The 25,825-nt window shown below is 38.1% G+C and carries 16 protein-coding genes, 1 tRNA gene and 2 pseudogenes; 9 read left to right on the top strand and 10 right to left on the bottom strand.

Going from position 1 to position 25,825, the window contains the following annotated elements:
- Positions 1-2: 2 nt before the first annotated feature.
- The gene (locus tag PISS_RS03070) at positions 3-509 is read right to left on the bottom strand and encodes a DUF3087 domain-containing protein (protein WP_008115114.1); all 507 of its coding nucleotides are present in this window, start codon (positions 507-509) and stop codon (positions 3-5) included.
- A gap of 214 nt (positions 510-723) precedes the next feature.
- Between PISS_RS03070 and PISS_RS03065 the strand changes: the two genes are divergently transcribed.
- Together PISS_RS03065 and PISS_RS03060 are read left to right on the top strand one after the other, a co-directional pair.
- The gene (locus tag PISS_RS03065) at positions 724-1,881 is read left to right on the top strand and encodes a hypothetical protein (RefSeq protein WP_028834388.1); all 1,158 of its coding nucleotides are present in this window, start codon (positions 724-726) and stop codon (positions 1,879-1,881) included.
- Between the two features lie 252 nt (positions 1,882-2,133).
- Positions 2,134-5,382: a methyl-accepting chemotaxis protein gene (locus PISS_RS03060; protein ID WP_058154205.1), complete on the top strand. Its 3,249-nt coding sequence runs from the start codon at positions 2,134-2,136 to the stop codon at positions 5,380-5,382.
- A 94-nt stretch (positions 5,383-5,476) separates the two neighbouring features.
- Here PISS_RS03060 and kynU read toward each other — a convergent pair whose 3' ends face one another.
- The 3 genes from kynU to PISS_RS03045 all read right to left on the bottom strand — a co-directional run bounded on the left by kynU (position 5,477) and on the right by PISS_RS03045 (position 8,975).
- On the bottom strand, positions 5,477-6,712 hold the full coding sequence (gene kynU, locus PISS_RS03055) for a kynureninase (RefSeq protein WP_058154204.1): 1,236 nt from the start codon (positions 6,710-6,712) through the stop codon (positions 5,477-5,479).
- Positions 6,713-6,714: 2 nt separating this feature from the next.
- The gene (locus PISS_RS03050; RefSeq protein ID WP_058154203.1) at positions 6,715-7,548 is read right to left on the bottom strand and encodes an alpha/beta hydrolase family protein; all 834 of its coding nucleotides are present in this window, start codon (positions 7,546-7,548) and stop codon (positions 6,715-6,717) included.
- Positions 7,549-7,673: 125 nt separating this feature from the next.
- A complete protein-coding gene (locus tag PISS_RS03045) occupies positions 7,674-8,975 on the bottom strand; it encodes a metal-dependent hydrolase family protein (protein WP_058154202.1) in 1,302 nt (433 codons plus the stop codon).
- 220 nt (positions 8,976-9,195) lie between these two features.
- Here PISS_RS03045 and PISS_RS03040 point away from each other — a divergent pair, with 220 nt between their 5' ends.
- Both PISS_RS03040 and PISS_RS19145 read left to right on the top strand, forming a co-directional pair.
- Positions 9,196-10,890: a GGDEF domain-containing protein gene (locus tag PISS_RS03040; RefSeq protein WP_024601244.1), complete on the top strand. Its 1,695-nt coding sequence runs from the start codon at positions 9,196-9,198 to the stop codon at positions 10,888-10,890.
- 502 nt (positions 10,891-11,392) lie between these two features.
- Positions 11,393-13,572: pseudogene (locus tag PISS_RS19145) on the top strand (GAF domain-containing hybrid sensor histidine kinase/response regulator).
- 65 nt (positions 13,573-13,637) lie between these two features.
- Here the strand turns inward: PISS_RS19145 and PISS_RS03030 are convergent.
- Together PISS_RS03030 and PISS_RS03025 are read right to left on the bottom strand one after the other, a co-directional pair.
- Positions 13,638-14,816 carry an efflux RND transporter permease subunit gene (locus PISS_RS03030; protein ID WP_058154201.1) on the bottom strand — a complete coding sequence of 393 codons (1,179 nt, stop codon included), beginning with the start codon at positions 14,814-14,816 and terminating at the stop codon, positions 13,638-13,640.
- A gap of 382 nt (positions 14,817-15,198) precedes the next feature.
- Positions 15,199-16,188, bottom strand: a complete 990-nt coding sequence (locus tag PISS_RS03025) for a fatty acid desaturase (protein WP_058154200.1) — start codon at positions 16,186-16,188, stop codon at positions 15,199-15,201.
- Between the two features lie 391 nt (positions 16,189-16,579).
- On the opposite strand from PISS_RS03025, the gene PISS_RS03020 reads away from it, so the two are divergent.
- A tRNA-Leu gene (locus PISS_RS03020) sits at positions 16,580-16,664 on the top strand.
- A 218-nt stretch (positions 16,665-16,882) separates the two neighbouring features.
- Here the strand turns inward: PISS_RS03020 and PISS_RS03015 are convergent.
- From PISS_RS03015 to PISS_RS03000, 4 genes and pseudogenes are all read right to left on the bottom strand, one after another.
- Entirely contained in the window at positions 16,883-17,356 is a 474-nt protein-coding gene (locus PISS_RS03015; RefSeq protein ID WP_058154199.1) for a VOC family protein, read from the bottom strand.
- A 100-nt stretch (positions 17,357-17,456) separates the two neighbouring features.
- Positions 17,457-17,927, bottom strand: coding sequence for a GFA family protein (locus tag PISS_RS03010; RefSeq protein ID WP_058154198.1), 471 nt, complete (start codon positions 17,925-17,927; stop codon positions 17,457-17,459).
- Positions 17,928-18,030: 103 nt separating this feature from the next.
- Entirely contained in the window at positions 18,031-20,103 is a 2,073-nt protein-coding gene (locus PISS_RS03005) for a catalase (RefSeq protein ID WP_058154197.1), read from the bottom strand.
- Positions 20,104-20,345: 242 nt separating this feature from the next.
- Positions 20,346-21,171: pseudogene (locus tag PISS_RS03000) on the bottom strand (mechanosensitive ion channel family protein).
- A 368-nt stretch (positions 21,172-21,539) separates the two neighbouring features.
- Between PISS_RS03000 and PISS_RS02995 the strand changes: the two are divergent.
- From PISS_RS02995 to dps, 4 genes are all read left to right on the top strand, one after another.
- Positions 21,540-21,926 (top strand): hypothetical protein, encoded by a 387-nt coding sequence (locus PISS_RS02995; protein ID WP_058154196.1) that lies wholly within the window; start codon positions 21,540-21,542, stop codon positions 21,924-21,926.
- 330 nt (positions 21,927-22,256) lie between these two features.
- Entirely contained in the window at positions 22,257-24,125 is a 1,869-nt protein-coding gene (gene gss, locus PISS_RS02990; protein WP_058154195.1) for a bifunctional glutathionylspermidine amidase/synthase, read from the top strand.
- Positions 24,126-24,260: 135 nt separating this feature from the next.
- The gene (locus tag PISS_RS02985) at positions 24,261-24,629 is read left to right on the top strand and encodes a DUF2237 family protein (protein WP_058154194.1); all 369 of its coding nucleotides are present in this window, start codon (positions 24,261-24,263) and stop codon (positions 24,627-24,629) included.
- 235 nt (positions 24,630-24,864) lie between these two features.
- A complete protein-coding gene (gene dps / locus PISS_RS02980; RefSeq protein WP_024595435.1) occupies positions 24,865-25,389 on the top strand; it encodes a DNA starvation/stationary phase protection protein Dps in 525 nt (174 codons plus the stop codon).
- Positions 25,390-25,825: the final 436 nt, after the last annotated feature.

Genomic DNA, 25,825 nt, shown 5'->3' with positions numbered 1-25,825 from the left:
AATTAAAACTGCTTTAAAATTGCGTCATCGTAGTCATCGGCATTAAGAGTTAAATTATATTTAGCCGCAACGCTATCTAACTCGGCTTGTTTAATCGCTAAATCATCCATGGTGATGGTGTTATCGTCAAGCTGCCATAACAAGCGTGAACCTGCATAACTATAGTGAATGGCTAATAGCGCATCAGGATTACCTTCACGTCCCGCCGCTTTAAGCTTTGCCATCTTGCGGGTAATTTTATTAAGCGCTTGTTTAAGCTCCCATACATACACCACCTCGGTCATAAAAGGATGTGTACGGTATTTATTTAACAACCAGCCAATACCAATACTAGTAACAATAACGCCTAATAAGTTCCAATGAAAATGACTACCACTTTCATCGGGGAATAATGCAATAAGCGTTTGTGAAATAGCTAAACTACCAATCGCTAAGCTTGCGGCACAACCGACTATAACGCGGTTTAAATGTTTACGATAACGAGCTTTATCTATTTGAATAAGTTGCATAGTTGCCTAAAATTAAAAAACTAAAAAATACACAGCCACCATTGTAGCTAAACCCACCACAGAGTTTCGACTCTTTTTAATAAAATACCCGTAGTTTTTGATTTAACGCCGGTTTTATACTGCTTGCAACATAAAACCAACCAACGATTTTATTTGCACCCACTTATTAGGCATAGGATAGTAGACAACAAATACGACTCAGTTTAGGACCATCATGATAAAAACACTGATTGCTGCAAGCTTAATTTTTTCTTCTTCTAATGCGTTAGCTAATTTAAACACACCGCTAACCCCAGAAGAATTGCGAATTGAAAAAGCCAGCCAAGCGATGCCTAGCGTGCTAAGCGCTTTTGCCAGCGAAGTTAATCAATTTGAGCAGCAATTCAAGTCACTCTCAAGCTATGCACAAGCCGTAGATACCGTTAATGACTACTCAAAACGATTATGGTTTAGTGCAAAAAAACGCATCGCTACAACGCAAAACTTAGATGATCGCGCACTTTACTGGGCTCGCTTACAATCAAGCAAAATTATTCGCACCACAAAGCCTGCATTTTCGCTGAGCGCCGCGCAGCAAACCGTGTTATTAACACTTCTAGAGAATGGCAGCCGGGGTCGCACCGATCTTAGCTACTCACAAAACACCTCTAAAAAAATATTATTGACTGGATTTGACCCGTTTTTACTTGATAGAAATATAAACCAAAGCAACCCATCGGGTGTTGCAGCACTGCTTCTTGATGGCCAAGTCATTAACTATAAAGGTATTAGTGCTGAAATAAACACAGTGATGGTGCCTGTGCGTTATGAAGACTTTGATCACGGTATTATAGAATCCTTACTTGCCCCTTATTACGCACTTAATAATGTTGATATGGTGGTTACCGTTAGTATGGGTAGTAAAGACTTTGACCTTGAGCGCTTTCCAGGCAAGCGCCGCAGTGTAACAGCGCCCGACAACGCCAATGTAGTGTATGGAGGTACCAAAACAGCGCCGCTCATTCCAAGCTTGAACGACCGCCCATTACCAGGTACTGAGTTTGTAGAATTTAGCTTACCCGTTAGCGCTATGTTAAGCGCAAAAGGCCCTTTTCCTATTAATGATAACCATCATGTTATTACCCTAAAAAAAGACTTTGAGCCTAATAGTTTCGATGAATTAAAAGACGCTATTGCAGTGCGAGGCGGTGGCGGTGGTTATTTGTCTAACGAAATTTCGTATCGCAGTATTCGCCTGCGAAATCAGCTAAATTCAGATATTCCGACAGGACATATTCACACCCCACGAATTGCTCAGTTTGAACCCGAAACTGAAGCTAAAATAGTAAAGCAAATTCAAACTATGTTAGAGCGCAGTTTAGTCGCACTCTAACATCGTTTGCTTTTTCAACTTCAACGTTAGAACGACTATTAATTAATAAACGTAGGAGCACTTAAATGCTTCTACGTTTTTTTGCTTTAAACCGCTAAAAAAGCATGCTGAAATTACATTAAAATTAAAAGCGCTCTGTATCAATCTCGGCTATTTTATAATAAAAACTCATTACTTTAATTATTAACTAGATCTTCACAAATTGTGTTCTATGCTCATTTGAGGTTCAGACCTTATTACAGGGACATAGTAATGCTCACAATTAATCACTTTTTTAATTCTTTAAATTTAACAAAAAAACTTATCTCCGCCTTTTTAGTTGTTGCCCTAGTGCCAATAACAATAATTATTATTGTCGCAATTAATACAGCTTCAAACTCGATGACAGAACAGGTTTATTCGCGTTTAGACGCTGTGAGTAAAGTAAAACAAAGCGCTGTTAAACGCTATTTTAACAACATTGAAAAAAAGCTTAATGCGCTGCAAGCAAATCCAGAAATGGCCAATATTGCGACAAAGTTTATAGATGGATTTAATGATACCTCCCCTTCAACCTCATCAGAGTCTCTAAATCGCTTTTATAAAGAGTCTTTTGCTCCAAAATTTAAACAGCTAAACCCAACTGATACAGTTTCTTCATCTCTATTAAAGCAAATGAATCCAAAAAGTATTGAGCTGCAATCTCGTTATCTAGCTAATAACCCAAACCCAATCGGTGAAAAACAAAAACTAACCACCACAGAGCAATCAGACAGTTACGAGCAAGCGCACCGCCAATATCACCCTTATCTACGCGATATGACTAATATAAATAAGTTCTACGATATTTTCATTATCGACCCAGCAAATGGCAATATTGTTTACTCTGTTTATAAAGAAGTAGACTTTGCAACATCGCTGCAAACAGGCCCCTACGCTAAAAGTAATTTAGCGAACCTATTTAGACAATTAAAAGACAGCAGCAACCCACAAAAAATTGCTTTTGCAGATTATAAACAGTACTCCCCTTCATATAATGCCCCTGCAAGCTTTATAGGAAAGCCTATTGTTGTTGATGGTAAAACGGTTGCTATTTTAGCTGCCCAATTATCGATTGAAGATATTAATTCAATTATGAAAGAACGTGACGGGTTGGGCGAAAGCGGAGAAACCTACCTTGTTGGCCCTGAAGGGTTAATGCGCTCTGACTCTTATATTGATCCGAAAAATCACTCTGTAGAAAGCTCGTTTAGAAACCCAAATAAAGGCACTGTGAATACCTTATCTGTAATCAAAGCACTAAAAAATGAAAAAGGGCAGCATGTTATAAATGACTATAACAATGAAATGGTGCTCTCTGCATTTGCACCTGTAAATGTATTTAATGTTCGCTGGGCACTCATAGCAGAAATGAACGAACAAGAAGCTTTTGAGTCAATAACGACTCTTTCCCAACTACTCATTGTGATACTTTTTGTCACTATTTTTATTGTTACTATTGCCGCATATTGGTTTGCGCGAACACTCACGAAGCCAATACATGCATTGGCTGATACGATGAAAAAAGTGGAGCAACAAGGTGACTTTTCATTACGAGCAACTGTCTATTCAAGCGATGAAATAGGCGTTAGCACTCAAGCATTTAACACTCTTCTTGATGCTCTACAGTTATCTATTAGTGAAACAAATCGCGTTATGAACCAAATGGCTGCGGGTAAATTTGATCAACGTATTGAAGCACCATGTCGAGGAGAGTTAGCTACGTTAAAACAAGCAACCAACGATTGCGCAAGTTCACTAAACGGGGCAATAAACGAATTAAATAACATTGCGATTGCTATGGCTGACGGTCAATTTGATATTCAAATTAATGTCTCAATGTCAGGTGAATTAGGCACCTTAAAAAGTAATATTAACCAATCGCTTTCCTCAATAAACAACACAATGAATAGTATCGTAGATATTATGGCTAACGTAGAGCAAGGTAACTTTAAAGAGCAAATTACCTATCCAGCTAAAGGAAAACTTGCCCAGCTAAAAGACAGCGTGAATAACTCAGTGAATAGCTTAAGTATTGCCATAGATGGTATTAGTGACGTTATGAGTGCATTACGACAGGGCCAGTTTTCAGCGCAATTAGATGCTCCCTTAGCTGGACAGCTTGATATCTTAAAACAAGATATTAATTCCAGTATGGCTAATTTAAATAATGTAATGAATGAAATAGGTGAAGTCATGTCCTTTGTTAGTAAAGGTGACTTTAAAAAAATGATTAAAGGTGAAGCCAGCGGTCAACTTGAGCAGTTAAAAAGTAACATCAATACATCAATTACTGCTATTGATAATGCTCTAACTGAAATTTCATCAGTCATGCTAGCAATTAGTCAGGGGCGCTTTGATCATACTATTTCATCGACTATGACAGGCCAGCTAAATAGTTTAAAAACAGATATAAACCACTCGGTAACAAACCTTGAACATGTCATAAATGATCTTAATCAAGTAATGGCTGCAATGGCAAATGGCGATTTTTCTCATCAATTAAAACAACCATTGCAAGGCCAATTGGAAGATTTAAAAAATAATGTTAATGAGTCTACCTCATTAGTTTCATTAGCTATAAATGAAGTAAGTAGCGTTTTGTCAAACTTAGCTAAAGGTGACCTTACCAAAAATATAGAGGGGCAATATCAAGGCGTATTCAATACCCTTAAAAGCGACACCAACGCGACCATTGAGAAATTAACTAATGTCATTCAAGAAATTCAAGTATCAGCTGGCCAGGTTATGCAAAATGCAGGTGAAATAGCTTCAAGTAATACTGAAATAAGTAAACGCACAGAAGAGCAAGCAGCCAACCTTGAAGAGGCAAGCTCAAGTACTGAGCAAATGCTAGATGAGCTAACTAAAGTATCTGAACAATCAAAAAGTGCCGTGGCATTGGCAAGCAATGCAGAGCAAATTGCTGAAGAAGGAAACCAATTATCAATACAGACTGTTAGCGCGATTGATGAAGTAAATGAAGCCAGTAAAGACATTAACGAAATACTTTCGGTTATTGACAACCTCGCTTTTCAAACTAACTTGCTATCACTTAATGCCGCCGTAGAAGCAGCTAGGGCTGGCGACCACGGAAGAGGCTTTGCTGTAGTAGCTAATGAAGTCGGTGATTTAGCGGGGCGTAGTGCTAAATCAGCAAAGCAAATAAAAAGTATTATTGTAAACAGTAATCAAAAAATAGCACTTGGAACTGAATTAGCCGACACCTCAGGGAAAAAACTAAAACACATAATGCAAGCTGTTAGCGATGTTAATAAAAATATAATACATATAGCGCACTCAACCTCCGCACAAGAGCAAGCAATTAAAGAGGTTAATCTTGTTGTACAACGGTTAACGGGGCTAACTCAGGCTAACTCAGCGATTACAGAAGAAACAATGGCGGCGGCACGTCAAATGGCAGAACAAGCTACCGAGATGAGAGTACAACTTAATTACTTTCATCTAGAAAAAGAGCAATAATAACCTAAAGGCGCTGCTAGTGATTCTGCTAACGCTATGCCTTTTTTAACTTGAGAAACGCTATGAGCCATTATAATAATGGCTCATCATAAAGTTACGTCACTTTACCCGCTAAATTAAAACGTGGCTGGGTATATAGCTGGCTTTTAACTACCTCAGCTAAAATAGTTACTGCCTGCCAAATCTCTTCAAACGAGGTGTAAAGAGGTGTAAAACCAAAACGTAAAATATTAGGCGCACGAAAATCTGCAATTACCCCTTTTTCAATTAACGCTTGGCATATAGCAAACGCATCGGTATGTGAAAATGCTAGTTGGCTGCCTCTTTGGCTCGAATCCTCAGTAGAACATAAGCGTAAATCACTTAAGCATGAATGTGTTTGTACTAATTTAATAAATACCTCGGCAAGTGCAATCGACTTTTCTCTTACTTGAGAAATGTCTACGTCTTGCCATACATCAAGCGCAGCATCTAAAGCACTCATCGCAATCACACTAGGTGTGCCACATAAATACTGATTTATAGTATCAGCACCTTGATATATTGCATCAAAAGCAAATGGTTTGGCATGACCCATCCAACCTGATAAGGGTTGCTTCACAGCAGCTTGGTGGCGTTTAGCCACATATAAAAATGCAGGTGAGCCTGGGCCACCGTTTAAGTATTTATAGCCACAGCCAACGGCAAAATCAGCATTACAGTTATCAAGTTCAACTTGTAAAGCTCCCGCACTATGGGCTAGATCCCATATCACCAAAATGCCTTTCTCGTGGGCTAACTGGGTGAGCTTTTGCATATCCAGCAACTGACCGGTTCTAAAGTTGACCTGCGTTAATAGCAACACAGCCACTGAATCATTAAGGTTTTGCTCAATACTTTGCTCTGCCACTAATTTAAGCTGACATAAGTCGGGGCCTAATAGCTCACTTAGCCCCTGTACCATGTATAAGTCAGTAGGAAAGTTATCCTCGGTGGATAACACCACATTTCGCTCAGGATTTAACGATAATGCACTACTTAACAGTTTAAATAAGTTAACTGAAATAGAGTCACAACAAATCACTTGGCCTTTTGCTGCGCCAATAATCGGCGCTATTTTCTCTCCTACCTGAGTTGGTAAATCAATCCATTGGTGATCATTCCAACTTCTAATTAAATGGCTACCCCATTGCTGACTTACCACCTCAGCTACGCGCGATTTTACGGCTTTAGGCAAAGCCCCTAATGAGTTACCATCGAGATAAATAGTGTCTGCGGGTAAATCAAATTCATCACGTTTATTAGCCAGCGGATCGGCTTTATCAAGCGCTACAATCTCATTAAAATTCATTATTACTTCTCATTCAAGTTTTGTATTAGTGTCTTAAATGCCTCAGAACCTGGGTGGATCCAATCAAAATGCCCCACACCATCTAGCATAACCACAGGTCGTTTAAGCTGCTCTAAATTAAAAGCAGGCACGATGGTATCTTGGTCACCTTGTAAAATAATACTCTGTGGATGAAGCGACTGCTCGCTCGGGTTAGCTTGCGTGTAAGCCTTGGGTTTATCAGTTGGCATACCTTGCATAAAATCCTTTGTCACTTTTTGACAGCTGTTATTACCGCGTGCATACGCTTTTATATCAGTAATAGGGGCTAAGCCAATAACCCCTTTGAGCTGATCAATTTCACCACCAGCAAGTAGAGCTAAATGCCCACCAGCGGAGTGTCCTACCACAACCGAGTCAGCTAATTTAAACTCGCCATTATTGTAAGTACTTGCCGCTAAAATACCGGCTTTTATATCATTAAATGTGACAGGCCAGCCACCACCGCTTGTACCACTTCTTCGATACTCTAATGACCACACGTTAAAACCAGCTTGTGCAAGCCCCGTACTTAACGCATACGTGTGTTTAATATCGTACTCACTAAGCCAACAGCCACCATGGAGTAAAATAACTAACGGCGTTTGCACCAGTGCTTGTTTTGCGCGCCAAAGTAATGCGTACTGTGACTCATCACTGCCGTAGGCTATTTTTTCATCGGCTAAGTTAAATCCCAATGAAGCCACTTTTGCATAAGCTACATTATTTTCAACATCAGGAAATTCAACTGGTTGCTGCGAGGCACTATTTGCTAACAAAGGCCATACACTAAAAAATAAAACCACTAAGGTCTTCAAAATAAACTACTTCCTTTTTACCTAAAAACGGTATAACAAAATAACGCTGGTCAATCGTCTACAAACATTTTGTTGTACGACCTACCAGCGTTATAACGTCATTCATAATAAAATAAATATAGTGTTTATTGTTGTTTGAAAATTACGCCTTCTTTCATCACAAAATCAACATCCATTAAAGCGCTAATATCGCTAAGTGGGCTGGAATCTAAGGCAATAATATCGGCAAACTTACCAGGCTCTATAGTGCCTAAGCTCTGGCTCATATCAATTAAATCAGCAGCATTGACGGTTGCCGACTTTAAAATATCGGAGGTACTCATACCGGCTTCATACATCAATACGGCTTCTTTTGCGTTAATACCGTGCTTTGATACGCCACTGTCCGTGCCAAAGGCAATTTTAACGCCGGCTTTGTAAGCCTTAGTAAAGTTGTTGAGCATATCGCCCCCCACTCTCGTTGCTTTAGCCTTAATAGGTGCAGACATAAAATCTGAATTTTTTGCCATATTAACCACAGTATCGCCAGCTAATAACGTTGGTACAAGGTAAGCGCCGGTTTCTTTAAAGAGCTTGATGCCTTCTTCATCGGTGTAACTGCCGTGTTCAATGCTATCAACCCCTGCACGAAGTGCGGCATTAATACCTTGTGCAGCATGGGCATGGCTTGCTACTTTTCGTCCTAACCCATGTGCGGTTTTTACAATGGCTTTGAGCTCATCGTCTTCCATTTGTTGACCTGTCCCCGTGGTGGTATCAGAAAGTACACCACCGGTAGAGGCCACTTTAATTAAATCCGCCCCATACTTAATTGCATAACGTGTTTTTTTACGACACTCAACTGCGCCATCACACACTGTTGGTGGCGTTTTTATGGTAAGTAAATCAGGACTCATACCATCAACATCTAAATGCCCACCAGTAATAGTAACTCCAGCACCGGCAATAATACGCGGGCCATTAACCCAGCCATTCGCCACCCCTTTACGTAATGCGTACATTTGCTCGCTTTGGCTACCTACATCACGCACGGTGGTAAATCCCGCCATTAGGGTTTTATTTGCAAAATAAACACTGCGCATTGCTACATCTGCATCAGACATTTCAACCAGTTCTTTTTTATTATCTGGCCCAAGCTCACCTTGTAAATGCACATGCATATCCATAAGCCCTGGCATAACAAAGCTGGTTGATAAATCGATTAATTGAGCATCATCACCAAATCGAGAGGCCGGTAAAAAACCAGCGGATACAGACACTATTTTACCATTTTCTATTACTACAGTTTGTTTTTGCTGTGATTTTTCGCCAGGGACGCTTAATAGCTCTCCCGCATGAATCACTTTAGTATTGGCTTGTGCACTGCTGGCGCAAAAATTTGCGGCTAAAAAAATCGAGGTAATAACACTCAATCGAAATATGCTCATGAAAATCTCCAATGATTCGCTTTTCGTTAACAGCAACGAAATAACGTTAAAATATTGTTATACAACCAATACCTTATCAGGAAAGTCACAAAAACAAACCTGAAATACGTTTTTAGTAAAAATTCTGACCACTATTTACACTGCCTTCAAACGGAAAAAATAAAAGAAGATGTCTATACTTAACCATATTGTTGTAATACTTTTCATATGTAGGGAGCTTATGGATATTAAAGACATAAATATTGCACTGCTAGAAAAATGCAACTTTCTTTTAATGGTATTTGATAACCATGATCAGCTCAGTTATCTCTCAGATGGGTGGTCAGAGCTAAATATTACAACCAAAAACATGCCAACCATTGAAAGCCTGTATGCCTGTTGTACAACTCAAAGCAAAACACTATTACAACAACAAATTCTCGCACTAAAATCGCAACATAATGAGTTAGACCAATTTGATATTGAGCTCACATTTGCAACCGATTACTCTATTAAACTGAATTGCTGCTTACATAATGTGGATCAAAACCAACACCAATATATGGTTTTAGTTTTTAACCAGCATTTTTCCCAAGTGTCCTCTGTTATTAGTAATAACGAATTACAAACCATCATAGAAAACGCAGGCGAAGTTTTAAAAGTAGGTTATTGGCAGCTCGACTGTAATAGCAACCAATTATTTTGGACCGATGAAATTTACACTATCCATGGTGTTGCCCCTAGTCGCTATTCACCACAGTTAGATACTGCAATAAACTTTTATCATGCAGATGATAAGCCCAAAATAGCCAGCGCTGTCGAAAATGCGCTTTTAACGGGGCAAGAATGGAGTTGTATAAAATTACGTGTTGTAGATGACGACCAACAAGAACGCACTGTGATATCAAGCGGTAACGTATCAAGAAATAAAAATGGTGAAATTACTAAGCTATACGGCATTTTTCAGGATATAACAGGAAGTGAAAAAATAGCCCTTGAACGAGACTTTTTAGTTACCGCACTCAAAGAAACTACGGTAGGAATGGTCATTGCCGATAAAAATAAGCATGTTATTTGGGTTAATGGATCATTCGAAAAAATGACAGGGTATAGCCTTTTTGAAGTTGAAGGCAAAAAGCTCGGCTCTATTTTACAAGGTGAAAACACTGATTTAAAAACGATAGCTAAACTTAAAACTCACCTCAAAAAAGGGCTGCCTATAAGCACCCGAATTTTAAACTACACCAAAAGTGGGGAACCCTATTGGAATGAGTTGGCAATATCGCCGATTTATAGAGATGGAAAAATCGCTTATTACTTTGCGGTGCAAAACGATGTAAGCAAAGAAATAAACATAGAACACAAACTCATAGCCCTTAATACCAGTTTAGAGCAAAGAATACAGGCACGCACTCAAGAACTATTTACACTTAACAAAGAGTTAGAAAAACAGGCTAATGTAGACCCACTTACAGGATGTTTAAATAGGCGAACCTTATACAGGTTCCTTACCGATGAGCTATTAAAAACACAAGATGAAAATACCTATATTTCATTATTAATGCTCGATATAGATCACTTTAAAGCCATAAATGATAACTACGGCCACGAAGCTGGAGATAAGGGTTTAAAAGAACTCGCTAATATTTTACATGGCCTCACCAGAAAAAATGACGCCGTATTTCGCCTTGGCGGTGAAGAGTTTTTAATTATTATGCCTAACACAAACAAAGCCGAAGCTAAGCAAGCCGCTGAGCGTATTAAAAACGCAGTGAATGAACATAAAGTTTACTATCGTAATAAAAATATTAGCTTTACTGTCAGTATTGGACTGCTTACCCACGATGGCACAATTAGCCTACAAAGCAGCTTAAAATACGTTGATGACTATTTATACGAGGCAAAAAATAGTGGTCGAAATAAAATTGTTGATTGACTCGCTATAAGACGGATTGTTTTAAATCAATTCGTAAAAATTTAAAAGGTCATATAAGCTAAATACTTAAGCACAACAATTTAGCTTAAATTTTCAACAGTAGATAAATTCGTAAATAAAAATACACTTTAAGCAAATTGACATTAAACGCGTATTTTTTCATTTTATACTAGGGTCTGTTGACCTTTGCGGATTAAAATTTGTTCAAGCTAGGGGCGGTTTAATCGCGGCGCGAGGTTTGTAACCTAGTGGGCTAAGTAAAAACCGAGCAACAAAGAGTAAATCGCCCCTAGGCAGAACCCTTCGGGCAGCGCCTGTTTGGTATTGATGCTGCGTTATCGCCTATTTATGGGGAACAACCACACCACATAGGCGCTGCCTTGCCTAAATGCCAAACAGACTGCTGCAAATTTAACCTTGAAAGGTCAACAGACCCTAGCTAATGCGTTATTATTTTTATTCTATTACTCATTGTTAAGCATAACAAAAACAAGGTTACATAATGATAAAAGCGTCAACACCTGAGGATGAACTATCACGGCTAAAAGACTTATATGAGTATGACGTTTTAGACACTGAAGCTGAAAAATCCTTTGACGATTTAACCCAGCTTGCATCTGATATTTGCGAAACGCCAATCTCACTAATAAGTCTTGTTGATCCTGACAGGCAATGGTTTAAGTCAAAGCATGGTATTGATGTAGCCGAAACCGCACGAGATATTTCGTTTTGTTCTCACGCAATTCTAGAAAACCAAGTATTCGAAGTTCAAAATGCACTTACTGACACCCGCTTTCACGATAATCCCTTAGTTACAAACGACCCAAATATTCGCTTTTATGCAGGTGCACCTCTGATCACACCAAGAGGAAACGCTATAGGTACGTTATGTGTTATTAGCGATAAACCAAAAAAGCTTTCAAGCAAACAAATAAATGCACTCACAGTTTTGAGCAAAGAGGTCATTGCGCAATTAGAGCTTCGGCTTAATAATAAAAAGCTGTTTATGGCGTTAGAAAAACAAAAAGAACACAATAAAGAGCTAGAAAAGTTAAAAGAAGCCGCGGATATCGCCAATAACACAAAGAGTAAATTTTTGGCAAATATGACTCATGAGCTGAGAACCCCATTACATGGAATTTTAAATTTAGCTGAGTTTGCTATCTCAGAGACCACAACAGAGGAAAAAACAGCACCTTAAAAAGCATATTAAAGTCAGCACATTACTTATCAAATATTGTTAACGATATTTTAGACTTTTCTAAAATTGAGGCTGGCAAATTAGAAATTGAACATATCAACTTCAGTCTTAATGAGGTTATTAGCGATGTAATAAAACCCCTGTTACAGCAGGCATCTGCTAAAGGCATAAAGCTGATTACATCGATAGACCCAAAAATAGCAGACAATTTAAAAGGCGATCCTCTTCGGATTTCGCAAATTTTAAATAACCTGTGCTCAAATGCGATTAAATTTACCAACTTTGGCCAAGTAGAACTGAAGATAAGTGTTAAAAATAGTACATTGCAAACACAAGTACTCACCTTTGAAGTTATTGATACAGGCCTTGGTGTTAATGAGACTGTTCAAGAGCATTTATTTAAAGAATTTCATCAGGCCGACTCATCAACCTCAAGGAAATATGGAGGCACAGGTTTAGGCTTATCAATTTGCGCTCGTTTAAGTGAGTTAATGCAGGGGCACCTTAGCTTTACCAGCAAAATAGATAAGGGCTCCACGTTTACCTATGAGCAAAGCTTTGAGATTGCTTTATTGCCACCAACCTCGAAGCAGTGCACTGATATAACAAACCTTCAAGGTAGTACTGTTTTAATTGCCGAAGATAATAAAATAAATCAGCTTATTATTGTTAAAATGCTCAAAGCACATAATGCTAATTTAATTATCGCAGAGGACGGTAAAGAATGCGTTAAGTACTTCAAGGAGCACTCGGTAGACTTAATTTTCATGGATATACAAATGCCTGAAATGGATGGCATAAAAGCTACGCAAGCTATTAGAGCGCTTCCTACAGGTAAAACCGTTCCGATTATAGCTATGACAGCAAATACCCTAAAACAAGACATTGAGCATTATTTAGATATTGGTATGGATGGCTACTTAACTAAACCGTTTGATAAAGCTAAGATCAATAGCTTACTCAATGTTTATAATCCTAAAAACCTCAACCTAAAAAACTTAGCAGTAAAAATTAGCGATCCTAATGTTTCTAGCGACCGGAAGCTAAAGCAAATATGCAAAGAGTTAAAAGCGCTTATTCCCAATGCTAATCGAGTGAGCCTTTGGTTATTTAATAAGGAATACAGTACATTAAATTGCTTAATTTGCCTTGATGAAAATAATGACGTGTCAAGTGGAACTGTTCTATACACAGAAAACTCCCCTGCTTATTTCAACTATATTTTAGCTAACCAAGTACTTGACGCTTCTGATGCCAGAAATAACGAAGTAACCAAGCCGTTCTCTCACTCTTACTTTGAGCCACTCGATATTTATTCTTTACTTGATTACATTTATACACTTAATAGCAAACCGTTAGGTGTCATTTGTTGTGAAAGTGTGGGCTCAAAGGTAACTTGGAGTCAAGCTGATAAAGAGTCGTTAATCAAAGTCGCAGACGTTACTAACTTGTTTTTATCTAAACAAATAAAGCATGAATAAAACAGGCCTATTTAGTGGCTAAAATCACCACTAAATAGGGATAAAACTATTATCAGCCCTTCGTATTAAGCCTGCTCTAACTCACGCTGGGTTTGTTGTTTATCTGCTTTAACCGGCTTTATTTTAAAGAAAAAAGTATACACAACCGGAACAAATCCTAATGTTAAAATTGTTCCCATTGCAAGACCAAACGCAATAGTGCTTGCTTGGCCATAAAACAAAACATCTTTAGATAAAATGAGCGGCATTAAGCCTATTATTGTTGTACAAGTAGACATTAATATAGGTCGTAAACGTCTTAAAGAAGCGCTAATCACCGCCTCATAATTTTGCTGATTATACTGCTCAGCGGTTTGTTGTTCACTGTGCTCAATTTGTTTACGTTCAATATTGATTCGATCTATCAAAATCACCGCATTATTAATGATAATTCCGGCAAGCGCATATAGACCTAAAAGAACCATAAACCCAAAGTTTGCCTGCATAATTAACAAACCAAAAGCGGCACCAATGATGATCAATGGCACAGTCAAAAACACAATACTAGTTGCACGGTAAGAGCGAAATTGCGCAATAATAATAAACACCATAATGGCAATACACAGCGGTAAGTTAGCTAAAATTGACGCTTGCGATTCCGCAGAGTCTCCAATTACACCGTCATATTCTATTTCATAACTTGGGGGTAATTTTTCTCTTATTTTATCAAGCTTTCCTTCAATTAATGGCACCATACTTTGCGCCGACATAATCTGGTTTTTAGCTTGTACTGTTACAGTACGAAATAAATTTTCACGCGCAATACGCGCAAATTGCGTTTCATAGCGAATGTCGGCCACTTGCATTAAAGGAACATTAACCCCTCGAGCCGAAGAATAAACATTTACGCTGTTAATACGGTCTAGATCGTAACGTTCACTGTTTTGTGCCCTTAACACAATGGGGAATATGTCATCACCTTCACGAAACTCAGAGATTGTGCGTCCCGAAAAGTAGGTTTCTAATGCTTGGGCAACATCGTTTGAACTAACCCCAGCACGACGAGCATTTTGCTGGTTAACCTCAACTTTAAGTGTAGTAATGCGGGTTTCGCGATTTCCAAGCTCAGGGTTTTGATGAAAATCACGTCGCCAATCAATAACCTGTTGCTCTATCTTTTTCACTTGCTGATCAATGTTTGCATTGGCATTAAACGCACTAAGGGCAGCAAAGCCCAGCGCTACTGAAATTAGTGATTTTTTCATCCTGTTTGTCCTTATTATATTTATTGGTTTTATAATATTGATGAGCACGAGACCTTATGTATTATTGAGAATATAATTAGTTCGCTCTATAACCACTATTACTGAAGGCTCTACAATAATCAATCCCATTTAAGTTAGATGCCCAACTATGGGGGGCTTTATCTATTTTTAGTGTAAAGATTTAGCGCTAATTAAACCTACCATTTTTGCTTTTGTTGATTTAAAAATGGCATTGAATAGTCAACCAACGCACGTAAAGTGAGTTTTAATAAGCGCGGTGGTGGATAGAAGAAGCTGGAGAGTAATAGGCTTGGTACATAATTGCTATTCAGATTATATAATAAGAATAGCAATGCAGAACCTCCCCTTATGTTGGGAGTAATTATTTATACGCGTTAGCATTTTTAATGCTGTCAAAATCGTTAAAGCGCACGTTGTGCTGCGCCATTACTTTAAGTATTTTTTTACTTAGCATTTGGCGTAAATAAAACGGCTGATTTGGCACAAAATGATGAATGGTATGCGTTTTACCAAAGTTAAAACAAAACAAGTGAAACGGCATAAATAAACGACTCGTTAGTACATGAGTTTGTTCAAGCATGTTATTAACGCCACCATAGTAATGCATGCTTGAGGTAACAAAATTAAGCGAGCTTGAGCGAATAATATTAGGCACAATGAGCACAACCATTAAAAATTCAAACACATCCATTGTACTTAACAACCAACTAGGTGAATTTAGCGAAAGTGGTATAAATAAATCAACAATATGGAATAAAATAACGCTATATAAAATAGCAAAATACGCAGTCGCTATCGGAAATCCCGCATTAAAAACACTCGAAAAACTAAAGCCATTAATTTCTTTTCTAAAACGTTTAGTAGAAATAATTAGCCCTAATAACCCATCTACAATAACTAGCGCACGTAAAAATGGATTTTTAATACCGTTTCCCACCAAGCGTTCTTCTAGGTCTTGTTGTGTGCCTGAGGTTTTGTGATGGTGTAAATGCATTTTACGTCGGTACCATGGGCTAATAGTATTTGGCCGCATTAACCATACTGCTAACATCATTAAGTTATGCATGAAAGGCTGATTGCTAAAGTATTGTTTATGTATAAGGTCGTGCTCTAACTCATGGGAAATAGACGCAGCAATAGCCGCAAGCACTATACACACCCAAGCAGGTATTAGGGCTAAATAATATAAAACACCAACACCAATTAATGCGCTAAGCGACAGCAATAAAATAATTAACCCTAAGGTATTTTGATGTTCAAGTAATGGGTATTTTTGACGAAGTAATGCTTCTTCTGCCTTAATAGCTTTAACAATCGATTGAATGTTCTGTTTGGCACTTAATTGGGTCATAATTAATGTCTTAAAAACCTTGTTGTACAAATAATACCTGAATCAAGCGCAAAATCGGCATAAAGCAGGAATAATTATTATAATACGATTCACTATTATCAATAGTTCAATTGCTTATTTATTCAATCGCATAACAGTTTAATAGTACTCATAACCCAAAATATTCGCTTTATATATCAGCCCAAAAAGACTTAAAAAATTCACCGATGGAGTTTCCTTGCTATAAACGATTAATTATCAACCAGTTGTTTATGCAAATAAAAGAAAAGGCTTGCCGCCCCCTCTTTTGTTTGTATAATGCGGATACAGAATAAGAGGTATATAAGTATCCTTTTTATTTTAAGTGGTTTTTCTTTATCTTTTTATGCTTAAAAGATTAAAGAAAAATTATGCCAGCGTGATGAAATTGGTAGACATGGGGGATTCAAAATCCCCTTCCGAAAGGAGTGCCGGTTCGAGTCCGGCCGCTGGTACCACTTTTTGAACCTCAGCTAATTATTGGCTGAGGTTTTTTTATGCCTAAAATTTAACTAGTAATCTATACCACTTCGCTTTACTAAGTGAGCTACTTTTAGGTAAGAAAACCGTGTCGATAACAAGGTAAAACCTAGTTAAGCTGAAGCAAAAGCTACAAGCCTTCCATTAAAGCCATCAATGTAATTATAAAGGTACATAAATCTAATTAGCATGCGAGTTATGCGTCTTGCTCTTGATTTGTTATATTCCCAATTCGATTATTTAACTCTTCGTCACTAACATCTTCTTTGTGTGTACCAATGATCCATATATGACCAAATGGGTCTTGTAGTGTGCCGGTCCTATCACCATAAAACTGGTCATGTACGGGTCTTATTAGTGTTGCACCAAGCTCAATTGCTTTTTTAAACACGGTATCAACATCTTCAACATAAAGCATAAGGCTTAGCGCTGTACCACCGAGTTCTTTTGGGTTTTTTAAATGCTCTTCAGAACCATTATCTGAAAGCATAATATGCGAATCACCAATTATTATTTCTGCATGGGCTATCCCACCATCAGGTAAAGGCATCTGCATTACGTGTTCAGCACTAAATGCATCACAATAAAAATCTATCGCTTTTTGTGCGTCATTCATAATTAAATAAGGTGTAACTGAATGAAACCCTTTTGGTATTGCTGAGACTGCCATAATATTCTCCTTTACTTACGCGGTGATTTTTAATATTTAATTAACTAAATATGCGTTTAATTTCCCCTAAATTTAAGCTTAGCTCATACAAAAAATTGCGTTACTTTTCGAGGTTTAAACGTTTATGCCAAGCAGCAATACTTTCATCAGGGTATTCTTCAAACTGCTTGTCACCTTCATTAATGGGCGCATTTACCCAATTTGCTTTACTACCAAGCATTAAATGAGTGCGCTCTGGCGGTATGGGTAACTCACTATCTATTGCACCAGCAAAGGGGTGAACTTGCTCAGGCCAACGTGCATCGTATAACCACAAGTTAGCACTACAATGCTTACAAAAATGACGCTCTGCAGGGCTGATTTTATCGCCTATTTTTGCATGATAAATAGTTATGTGTTCACGCCCTGTAACCTCAAGCGTGCTGTATTGCGCGTTTAAATTAATAACAAACCCGCCGCTCCCTGCGGTTTTACGGCATATAGAGCAGTAACATAAATTGTAAGGATAAGGGTGTTTTGAGTTGACCGTAAATACCACTTTGCCACAGTGACAAGCGCCATTAAGCTTCATAATATATCCAATATTTATTGTTGGCTTGAACTAATACCTTAACTAGGTGAGCTAAAAAAACCACAACAATTACATGCTGTGGTTTTTTTAATTATTGAGCTTACTAACGCTCCCAATATCTTAAATTACGCAATATATTTATAAATTTATCGGCTGAATGTGCCTCTAAATCTATCCAACCATCATCTACTTTTCCATCAAGGCCTGCCGCTTTAAATAAAGGCTTAGCCTCATTTGTAAAGCCTATAAATTTCATATGTGCGTACGCATCACTTACAAAGTCTTTAGCTTCTGCTACGGCAGCTAGTTTTTTAGCTCCATCTTCGGTGGTGAGTACAAGTACCGCATCGTATAAAACCGATGGACCACCATTAATAACCTGATCAGCTTTAAAGTGTTTACCTTTACTGCATTTAGCACCGCCAACTTGCGGGGCAATAATTTCAAAGTTTGCACCTTCACTTTTAAGTGCATTGGTAACCGATTCAAAAATTTCTGCATTAAAGCCATCACTTACTAAAATACCTAATTTACGGCCTTTGAAGGTGTTGGGCGCATTTTTCAAAATACTTAACGCATCAGATACAGGTAAGTCTTTACGTGTTGGCATTGCAGCTTCTGCCGGATCTGGCATTTCTTGCAAGCCAAGTCCTTCGGCAACTTTATTTGCGAGGGTTTCGTCAATATTTAACAAGTGCGATACCAAACGTTCTCGTATTGGCAAATGCTCAACTTTAGACAGCTCAAACACGTACGCAGATTGAATATGCGCCTGCTCTACCTCTGTTTGACTTAAATAAAATTGACGAGCTTGACTGTAATGATCGCTGAATGTTTCTGAGCGATAACGCAGTTTATCACCGCCACTTACTTCAGGTTCCTTTGAGCTTTTAAAGCCATGTACTGGGCATTCGCGCGGGTTGTTTTCGTCGCCGCTCCATGAGTTTGGCTCATAATTAACACGCCCTTTTGGATTGTGCATTGCCATGTGGCCATCTTGCTGAAAATGACGCATTGGACATTTAGGCGCATTGACCGGAATATGCGTAAAGTTAGGACCACCTAAACGCTTAGTTTGAGTATCTAAGTATGAAAAGTTACGACCTTGCAGTAGCGGGTCAGGTGTAAAGTCGAGCCCCGGTACAATATTTTGAGTACAAAATGCTACTTGCTCTGTTTCTGCAAAAAAGTTGTCTACAACACGGTCAAGCACCATACGGCCAACAATTTGCACTGGTACTTGCTCTTCAGGTATAAGCTTAGTGGCATCAAAAACATCAAATTCAAATTCATCAGCAAATTGCTGATCAAACACCTGCACACCTAACTCCCACTCTGGGAAGTCGCCGTTACCAATAGATTCCCACATGTCTCTGCGATGAAAATCAGGGTCCGCGCCGTTTAGCTTAAGTGCTTCGTTCCATACTACAGATTGCATGCCGCCTTTTGGTTTCCAATGAAATTTAACGAATTTCTCTTCACCTTTGGCATTAATAAATTTAAAGGTATGAACACCAAAACCTTCCATAAAGCGTAAAGAGCGTGGAATAGCTCTATCAGACATTGCCCACATAACCATGTGCATTGACTCAGGTGACAAACTCACAAAGTCCCAAAAGTTATCATGTGCTGTTTGCGCTTGTGGAAAACCACGATCAGGCTCGGCTTTAGCTGAATGAACTAAGTCTGGAAACTTCATCGCATCTTGAATAAAGAATACCGGTATATTGTTACCCACTAAATCCCAGTTTCCTTCTTGGGTATAAAATTTTACCGCAAAACCGCGTACATCACGTGCTAAATCTGGAGACCCTTTATTACCTGCAACCGTAGAGAAGCGAGTAAACACAGGCGTTTTTTCACCTTTTCGCTGAAAAATATCTGCACAGGTTAAATCTTCAAGCGTGTCGTAAGTTTCAAAATATCCGTGTGCACCATAGCCTCTGGCGTGCACTACACGCTCAGGAATGCGTTCGTGATCAAAGTGAAAGATCTTCTCGCGCATTATGTGATCTTCTAATAATCCGGGGCCACGCTTTCCTGCACGTAATGAGTTTTGATCGTCACTTACGGGGCAGCCCTGCGCGGTGGTCATGGTAGGGTGTTGATCCGACGCTTTTTGATGCAATTCGCCGCCATGCCCTTTATTACCTGAGTATTTAAATGATTCAGCCATGTTTAGTCCTTCATACAGTTTAATTTAATGGGTCGATAGTTTTTATGAGCTTTAAAGCTAAAAGTGACTATGCAAATGCAAAATAAAGACCAGCCATCAAACCTAGTAAAAAAGGGATGTACAGATAACAATGTAGTATTTGAGGTGATTTATAAAAGAAAAGGTTACACAGGTATGTAACTTTTTCACATAAAAAAAGAGCACTTAAAAGTGCTCTTAGGTTTATGCATTTTTAAATTTAGTTAATCTTTATTCTCGTTAACTAAAATAACTTTACGATGTGGGAAAGGTATTTCAATGTTGTTTTCATCAAGTGCTTTTTTAATTAACTCTGGCACCGTGTAAAGAATATCGAAGTAATGCTCGCCCTTACAAAATGGCCTTACTAAAAAGTCTACTGAGCTGTTGTTAAGTGTTTCTACTTCAACAAAAGGAGCTGGATCTTTTAGTATATGTGGGTGCGCTGCAAGTACCCCATCTATAACTTTACGTACAGCCGTTGTATCTTCACCGTAAGCAACACCAAAATGCATATCCACACCACGAATTGGATGATGTGAATGGTTTATAATTTGCGCGCCCCAAATTTGACTATTTGGTATAATAACCTGTTGGTTATCGAACGTTTGTAAAATAGTAGTGAACATATCTACTTCTGTTACTTTACCAAAACGCCCTGCTGCCTCAATAAAGTCATTCACTTTATAAGGTCTGAAAACAAGCAACATAACGCCCGCGGCAAGGTTCGACATTGCACCTTGTAACGCCAAGCCTATAGCAAGCCCCGCAGCACCGAGTAAAGCAATAATAGAGGCTGTTTGTACACCAAAGCGATTTAACACAGCAATAATAACGAACGCTAATATGATGTAGCGAGCCATGCTGCCTAAAAAGCGAATCGTCAAGATGAGTGTATTTATGACACAAGCCAATACTTAAATTGCGTACTTTGCCCGCTAACCATAAGCCCGCAAGTAAAATTGCAATTGCTAGTAATATGTTGGTTGCCCACGTAATTGCAGCGGGTAAATATTGATTAATATCAATGTTGTTTATTATGTCTTCCATTGTTTTTCCTGTTTTAAAAACTTTTAGCTAGTTTTGCTACACCAAGCGCAACAGTTTAACAAAAAATTAACCAAAGTACGGATATAGGAGTATTTTAAAACATAACGAAAGAGCGTTCCCCTCAAAACATGTCATCGCTCATGTAAATCTTTCAACACATAATTTTGCTTTACCCCTTGGTTTATAGCTTAAATAATTAGACTTTAACTAGTTCATAAATAAAGCTAATACCCGAGATACACCTCGGTTAACTCTCTTAATTTTCTAATTATTGCTGGCACTCATCTATAAATTTACCGATAATCTCACCTAAGCGCGCATATATTGCGAGACATCACAATTGGATGAAATTAAAACAAAGGATTATTATGAAAAATTACTCAATTTTAGTTACAGCGGCAGCACTTACTGTACTTGCTGGTTGTTCAACATCTGTTGCAGTAAGAGACTTTGAACAAAACCCTATTCCGCAAACATCAACAATTACCAACAGTGAAGCTGACGTAGAAAAAGGTATTCTAAAGGCATGTATTCAGCTTGGTTGGAAGTGTACGCCTTTGAGTGAAGGTAAAATAAAAGGTGTACTGGATATTCGCACACATCAATTAACTGTCGATATTGCGTATGACAAAACGGCATACTCAATCAACTATAAAGACTCTATTAACTTAAACTACAACGGCAAAAAAATTCACCGCCAATATGTTAATTGGGTATCAAACCTAATACGCCATATAGATGCTGAAATGATTTAGCAGCGCGTTGACCTGCTTTACATATTATAAAAAAACACTAAATATGAATAATCAAAGTGGAGAAGTTACCTATAGCTACTCCATTTTTTAGTTGAGATTTAAACAGTAATAATTACGTCAAAAATATTACTAACTTTCAACCAGCTAAAAGTCAAAAAGTACCAAACCTTATACTATTAGTAAAAGTACTCTCCCATCTTTCCACTCTTTAATGAATGAGTAATTTTTTACTTATCCCCCTTCGTAAAAGCATATTTTATATCTTGCTATAACGCAGTTTGGCTCATATAGTCAGCAAATTATCACACCTTATTTTGAACATCTTTGTTTATGAAATCTTCTGCTCCTGCTAGTGATTTTGGTACTTTATTAGGTTATGCACCTGGTAATGTTGCTGTTTACTCATCTGATTATGATACGGCTGATGAAAGCATTTATCCTAATCGTAGTGCCTATCGTAGTTACCTAGACGGTATTTACATGGGCTATAAATGGCAATGCGTTGAATTTGCCCGTAGATGGATGTACCTCAATCATGGTTATATTTTTGATGACATAGCTATGGCTTACGATATTTTTGAGTTGCGTTCAGTGCGCGATGTAAATAGCCAAAACAGATTGCCACTAAACGCGTTTAAAAATGGTGCTAAACATCACCCTCAAGTAGGTAGTTTACTTATATGGGAAGAAGGCGGCGAGTTTGAAGAAACAGGCCATGTTGCTGTCATTGTTGAAGTGCATGAAGATAAAATACGTCTTGCTGAGCAAAATGTAGGGCATCAAATATGGCCAACAAATCAAAACTGGTGCCGTGAACTAAAAGCAAAAGTAACTAAAGATGGCGACTATTGGATTGAGTGCTCTTACAGCGACGCCACTATTTTAGGTTGGATGACACAAACTGATGAAACAGAATATGCTGAGCCAACGTTTGAGCTAAACACTGACTTATTTACTATAGAAGCCCATAAAGCAGCAGATACAGGCCAAGCAAACAAGTCATGGTTAAATATTGCGAATGACGATGAAGCTGCCTACGTAGAAATGATGCAAGGCCATAAACTTACATCCGTAGATGAAGATCAGCATAATTACTTTGCAATATCTCAAACGGCGCAGCAAAGCATTGAGCATGCAACAAATGAGCTGCATGGCTTATTTATGCATGCAACCGACTATGTACTGCAGCACCCTGAGTTATTAAAAAAGTTTAATTTACCCGATGTTGTGATTAATAAAATTCGCCAATCGTGGGATAACCGCTTGAACCAATTAATTACCAGTCGGTTTGACTTTGCTTTAACAGCAGCAGGTTTAAAAGTTTACGAATACAATTGCGATTCGGCATCGTGTTACATGGAAAGCGGCAAAGTTCAGGGAAAGTGGGCAAAACACTTTAGTGTTAAAACAGGTGTAGATGCAGGCCAAAATTTATTTAAAGATCTCGTAAAAGCATGGCGCAAAAGTGAGATAAAGGGTCTTGTTCATATTCTGCAAGATGATGAACCAGAAGAACATTACCACGCATTATTTATGAAAGAAGCTATTGAAGCCGCAGGCTTTGAATGTAAGCTAGTAATTGGCTTAAGCACACTTCGCTGGAATGATTCAGGCAACATAGTAGATACTGATGGCGCACAACTGAGTTACGTATGGAAAACCTGGTCGTGGGAAACCGCACTTGATCAAATTCGTGAAGAATGCGAAGCCGACCAATCATTAGGTGATAACTTTGAACCACAATTCAAAGCTGGTGAAACGCCACGTTTAGTCGATGTATTACTACGTAAAAATGTCATGGTGTTTGAACCGCTGTGGACATTAATTCCTAGTAACAAGGCTATTTTGCCAATACTGTGGAGCTTATTCCCTAATCATAAATATTTACTTAATACCGCGTTTGAGCTTAACGACGAGTTATTACAAACCGGATATGTAGTTAAACCAATAGTGGGACGCTGTGGCGCTAATATTCAACTTGTTGATGAGCAGCAGCAAGTTATAGAAAAAACAATGGGGCACTTTGCCGAGCAAGACCAAATATACCAACAGCTATTTGCATTGCCTAAAGTAGATGATTACTTTGTACAAATATGTAGTTTTACAGCCGCCGGTAAATACTCCGGTGGTGGCGTGCGTGTTGATAAAAGCATGATCATAAACGGCCATAGCGATTGTATGGCGCTGCGTATTAAATAATAAACAATACTAAGCCCGCAATTTGCTGCGGGCTTAAGTTTGTGTAGCCCTTCCCTCTTTTAAGTTTTATAGCTATCTCAAGCGAGTTACTCCTGATAGAGTAAATTTATTAAACACCACTAATTAAGGTATTTCATGGCGAATCAATTTAATGTACTCGGCACACGCTTAAAACTATGTTGCGGTAATGGTGGCTACACACGTGAAGGGTTTTGTTATGTACCAGAATCAGATCTTGGCAATCATAGTGTGTGTGCAATTATGACTGATGAGTTTTTACAATATTCAAAATCACAAGGTAACGATTTAATAAGCCCGAACCCTCTTTACGATTTTGAAGGTTTAAAAGCCGGTGATAAATGGTGCTTGTGTGCGCTAAGATGGCTTCATGCTATTTCAGCAAACGTTGCGCCACCGGTGGTACTTGAATCCACAAATAAAAAATCATTAGAAATAGTGCCGCTCGATGTTTTAAAAGCGCACGAATATAAAGCCAACGTTTAAATACACCTAAAAGTAACTAGATCGAAGTCTGCATATTTTACAAATATATGCAGGCTTTTCAAAAATCCAATCTCCTCTGCAGCCTTAAAAACTTTAATTTAAAATATAACCAATTGTTTTTTAATCACTTTTAAAATAAAGTAACTTACGGCATAGCAGTTGCTTTATTAAGCTTAAGTCACGCTCATCACGCAACACATTATATGAGCTACACATTACTTAAGTAGGAGAAATTATGAGTAACAATAACGAATCAAACAAAACAACTAAATTTACCGCGCCAGGTATGAGTGACGAATCAGCCCAAAAAACAATAGCTACCCTCGATAACCGCATGGTTGCATTGATAGATTTACAGCTTACTTTAAAACATATTCATTGGAACGTAGTGGGACCTAACTTTATTGGCGTACACGAAATGATAGACCCGCAAGTAGACATTGTACGCGAAATGACAGATACAATTGCAGAGCGAATTGCGACTCTTGGTGCAGTACCTGTTGGCACACCAAAATCAATTGTAGATCGCCGTACTTGGGACGAATACTCTGTAGGCAAAGGTTTAGTAACCGAACATTTGGCTGCGCTTGATAAAGTATATAACGGCGTTAATGCCGATCACCGTAAAGCAATCGAGACTCTTTCTGAGCTAGATCCGGTCTCTGAAGATATGATCACCAGCCAACTAGCCGATTTAGAGCAATTTCAGTGGTTCATACGAGCACATTTAGAATCATCTACAGGCGAATTACAAAGCTAATACATCTAAAGTAAGAAAGCCCAGCATTATTATGCTGGGCTTTTTTTTGCGTAAAAATCTATTTATCGCTACCTAGTGTATCGCCCCCACCCCAGCTAGTACAAAATCAATATAAAAACAATAGAAAATTGGTATTACCAAAATTATTTTTAATTATTTTAACCTCTCCACTATTTAGCAAATTTATAAATCATTTAGAACTTTTAATGGTCGCTCTTCCAATTCAATATCACTTAAAAAGTAAACTAAACACGTATAAAAGTACGGCATAAAATTTAAAAATAGTACTAACAAATGTATTAAATAGTACTAACAAATGTATTAAATAGTACAAATAATATATAAAAATGCCTTTGGTAAAGATACTTCAATAAAATTCATTCAAAATAAAAAAAATAAAAACATACTATAAGCCATTAAATTTATTAAATATAAG

This window comes from Pseudoalteromonas issachenkonii, from assembly GCF_002310795.1.
Taxonomy (GTDB): domain Bacteria; phylum Pseudomonadota; class Gammaproteobacteria; order Enterobacterales; family Alteromonadaceae; genus Pseudoalteromonas; species Pseudoalteromonas tetraodonis.
This window is presented reverse-complemented; position numbering and strand designations above follow the sequence as displayed.

Bases quoted from the DNA above. Each gene is read 5' to 3' on its own strand.
- gss (WP_058154195.1), top strand. From the start codon at position 22,257: ATGAAATCTTCTGCTCCTGCTAGTGATTTTGGTACTTTATTAGGTTAT.
- PISS_RS03030 (WP_058154201.1), bottom strand. From the start codon at position 14,816: ATGAAAAAATCACTAATTTCAGTAGCGCTGGGCTTTGCTGCCCTTAGT.
- PISS_RS03005 (WP_058154197.1), bottom strand. From the start codon at position 20,103: ATGGCTGAATCATTTAAATACTCAGGTAATAAAGGGCATGGCGGCGAA.
- PISS_RS03040 (WP_024601244.1), top strand. From the start codon at position 9,196: ATGGATATTAAAGACATAAATATTGCACTGCTAGAAAAATGCAACTTT.
- PISS_RS03010 (WP_058154198.1), bottom strand. From the start codon at position 17,927: ATGAAGCTTAATGGCGCTTGTCACTGTGGCAAAGTGGTATTTACGGTC.
- PISS_RS03015 (WP_058154199.1), bottom strand. From the start codon at position 17,356: ATGGCAGTCTCAGCAATACCAAAAGGGTTTCATTCAGTTACACCTTAT.
- kynU (WP_058154204.1), bottom strand. From the start codon at position 6,712: ATGAATTTTAATGAGATTGTAGCGCTTGATAAAGCCGATCCGCTGGCT.
- dps (WP_024595435.1), top strand. From the start codon at position 24,865: ATGAGTAACAATAACGAATCAAACAAAACAACTAAATTTACCGCGCCA.
- PISS_RS03065 (WP_028834388.1), top strand. From the start codon at position 724: ATGATAAAAACACTGATTGCTGCAAGCTTAATTTTTTCTTCTTCTAAT.
- PISS_RS03045 (WP_058154202.1), bottom strand. From the start codon at position 8,975: ATGAGCATATTTCGATTGAGTGTTATTACCTCGATTTTTTTAGCCGCA.
- PISS_RS03070 (WP_008115114.1), bottom strand. From the start codon at position 509: ATGCAACTTATTCAAATAGATAAAGCTCGTTATCGTAAACATTTAAAC.
- PISS_RS03025 (WP_058154200.1), bottom strand. From the start codon at position 16,188: ATGACCCAATTAAGTGCCAAACAGAACATTCAATCGATTGTTAAAGCT.
- PISS_RS02995 (WP_058154196.1), top strand. From the start codon at position 21,540: ATGAAAAATTACTCAATTTTAGTTACAGCGGCAGCACTTACTGTACTT.
- PISS_RS02985 (WP_058154194.1), top strand. From the start codon at position 24,261: ATGGCGAATCAATTTAATGTACTCGGCACACGCTTAAAACTATGTTGC.
- PISS_RS03060 (WP_058154205.1), top strand. From the start codon at position 2,134: ATGCTCACAATTAATCACTTTTTTAATTCTTTAAATTTAACAAAAAAA.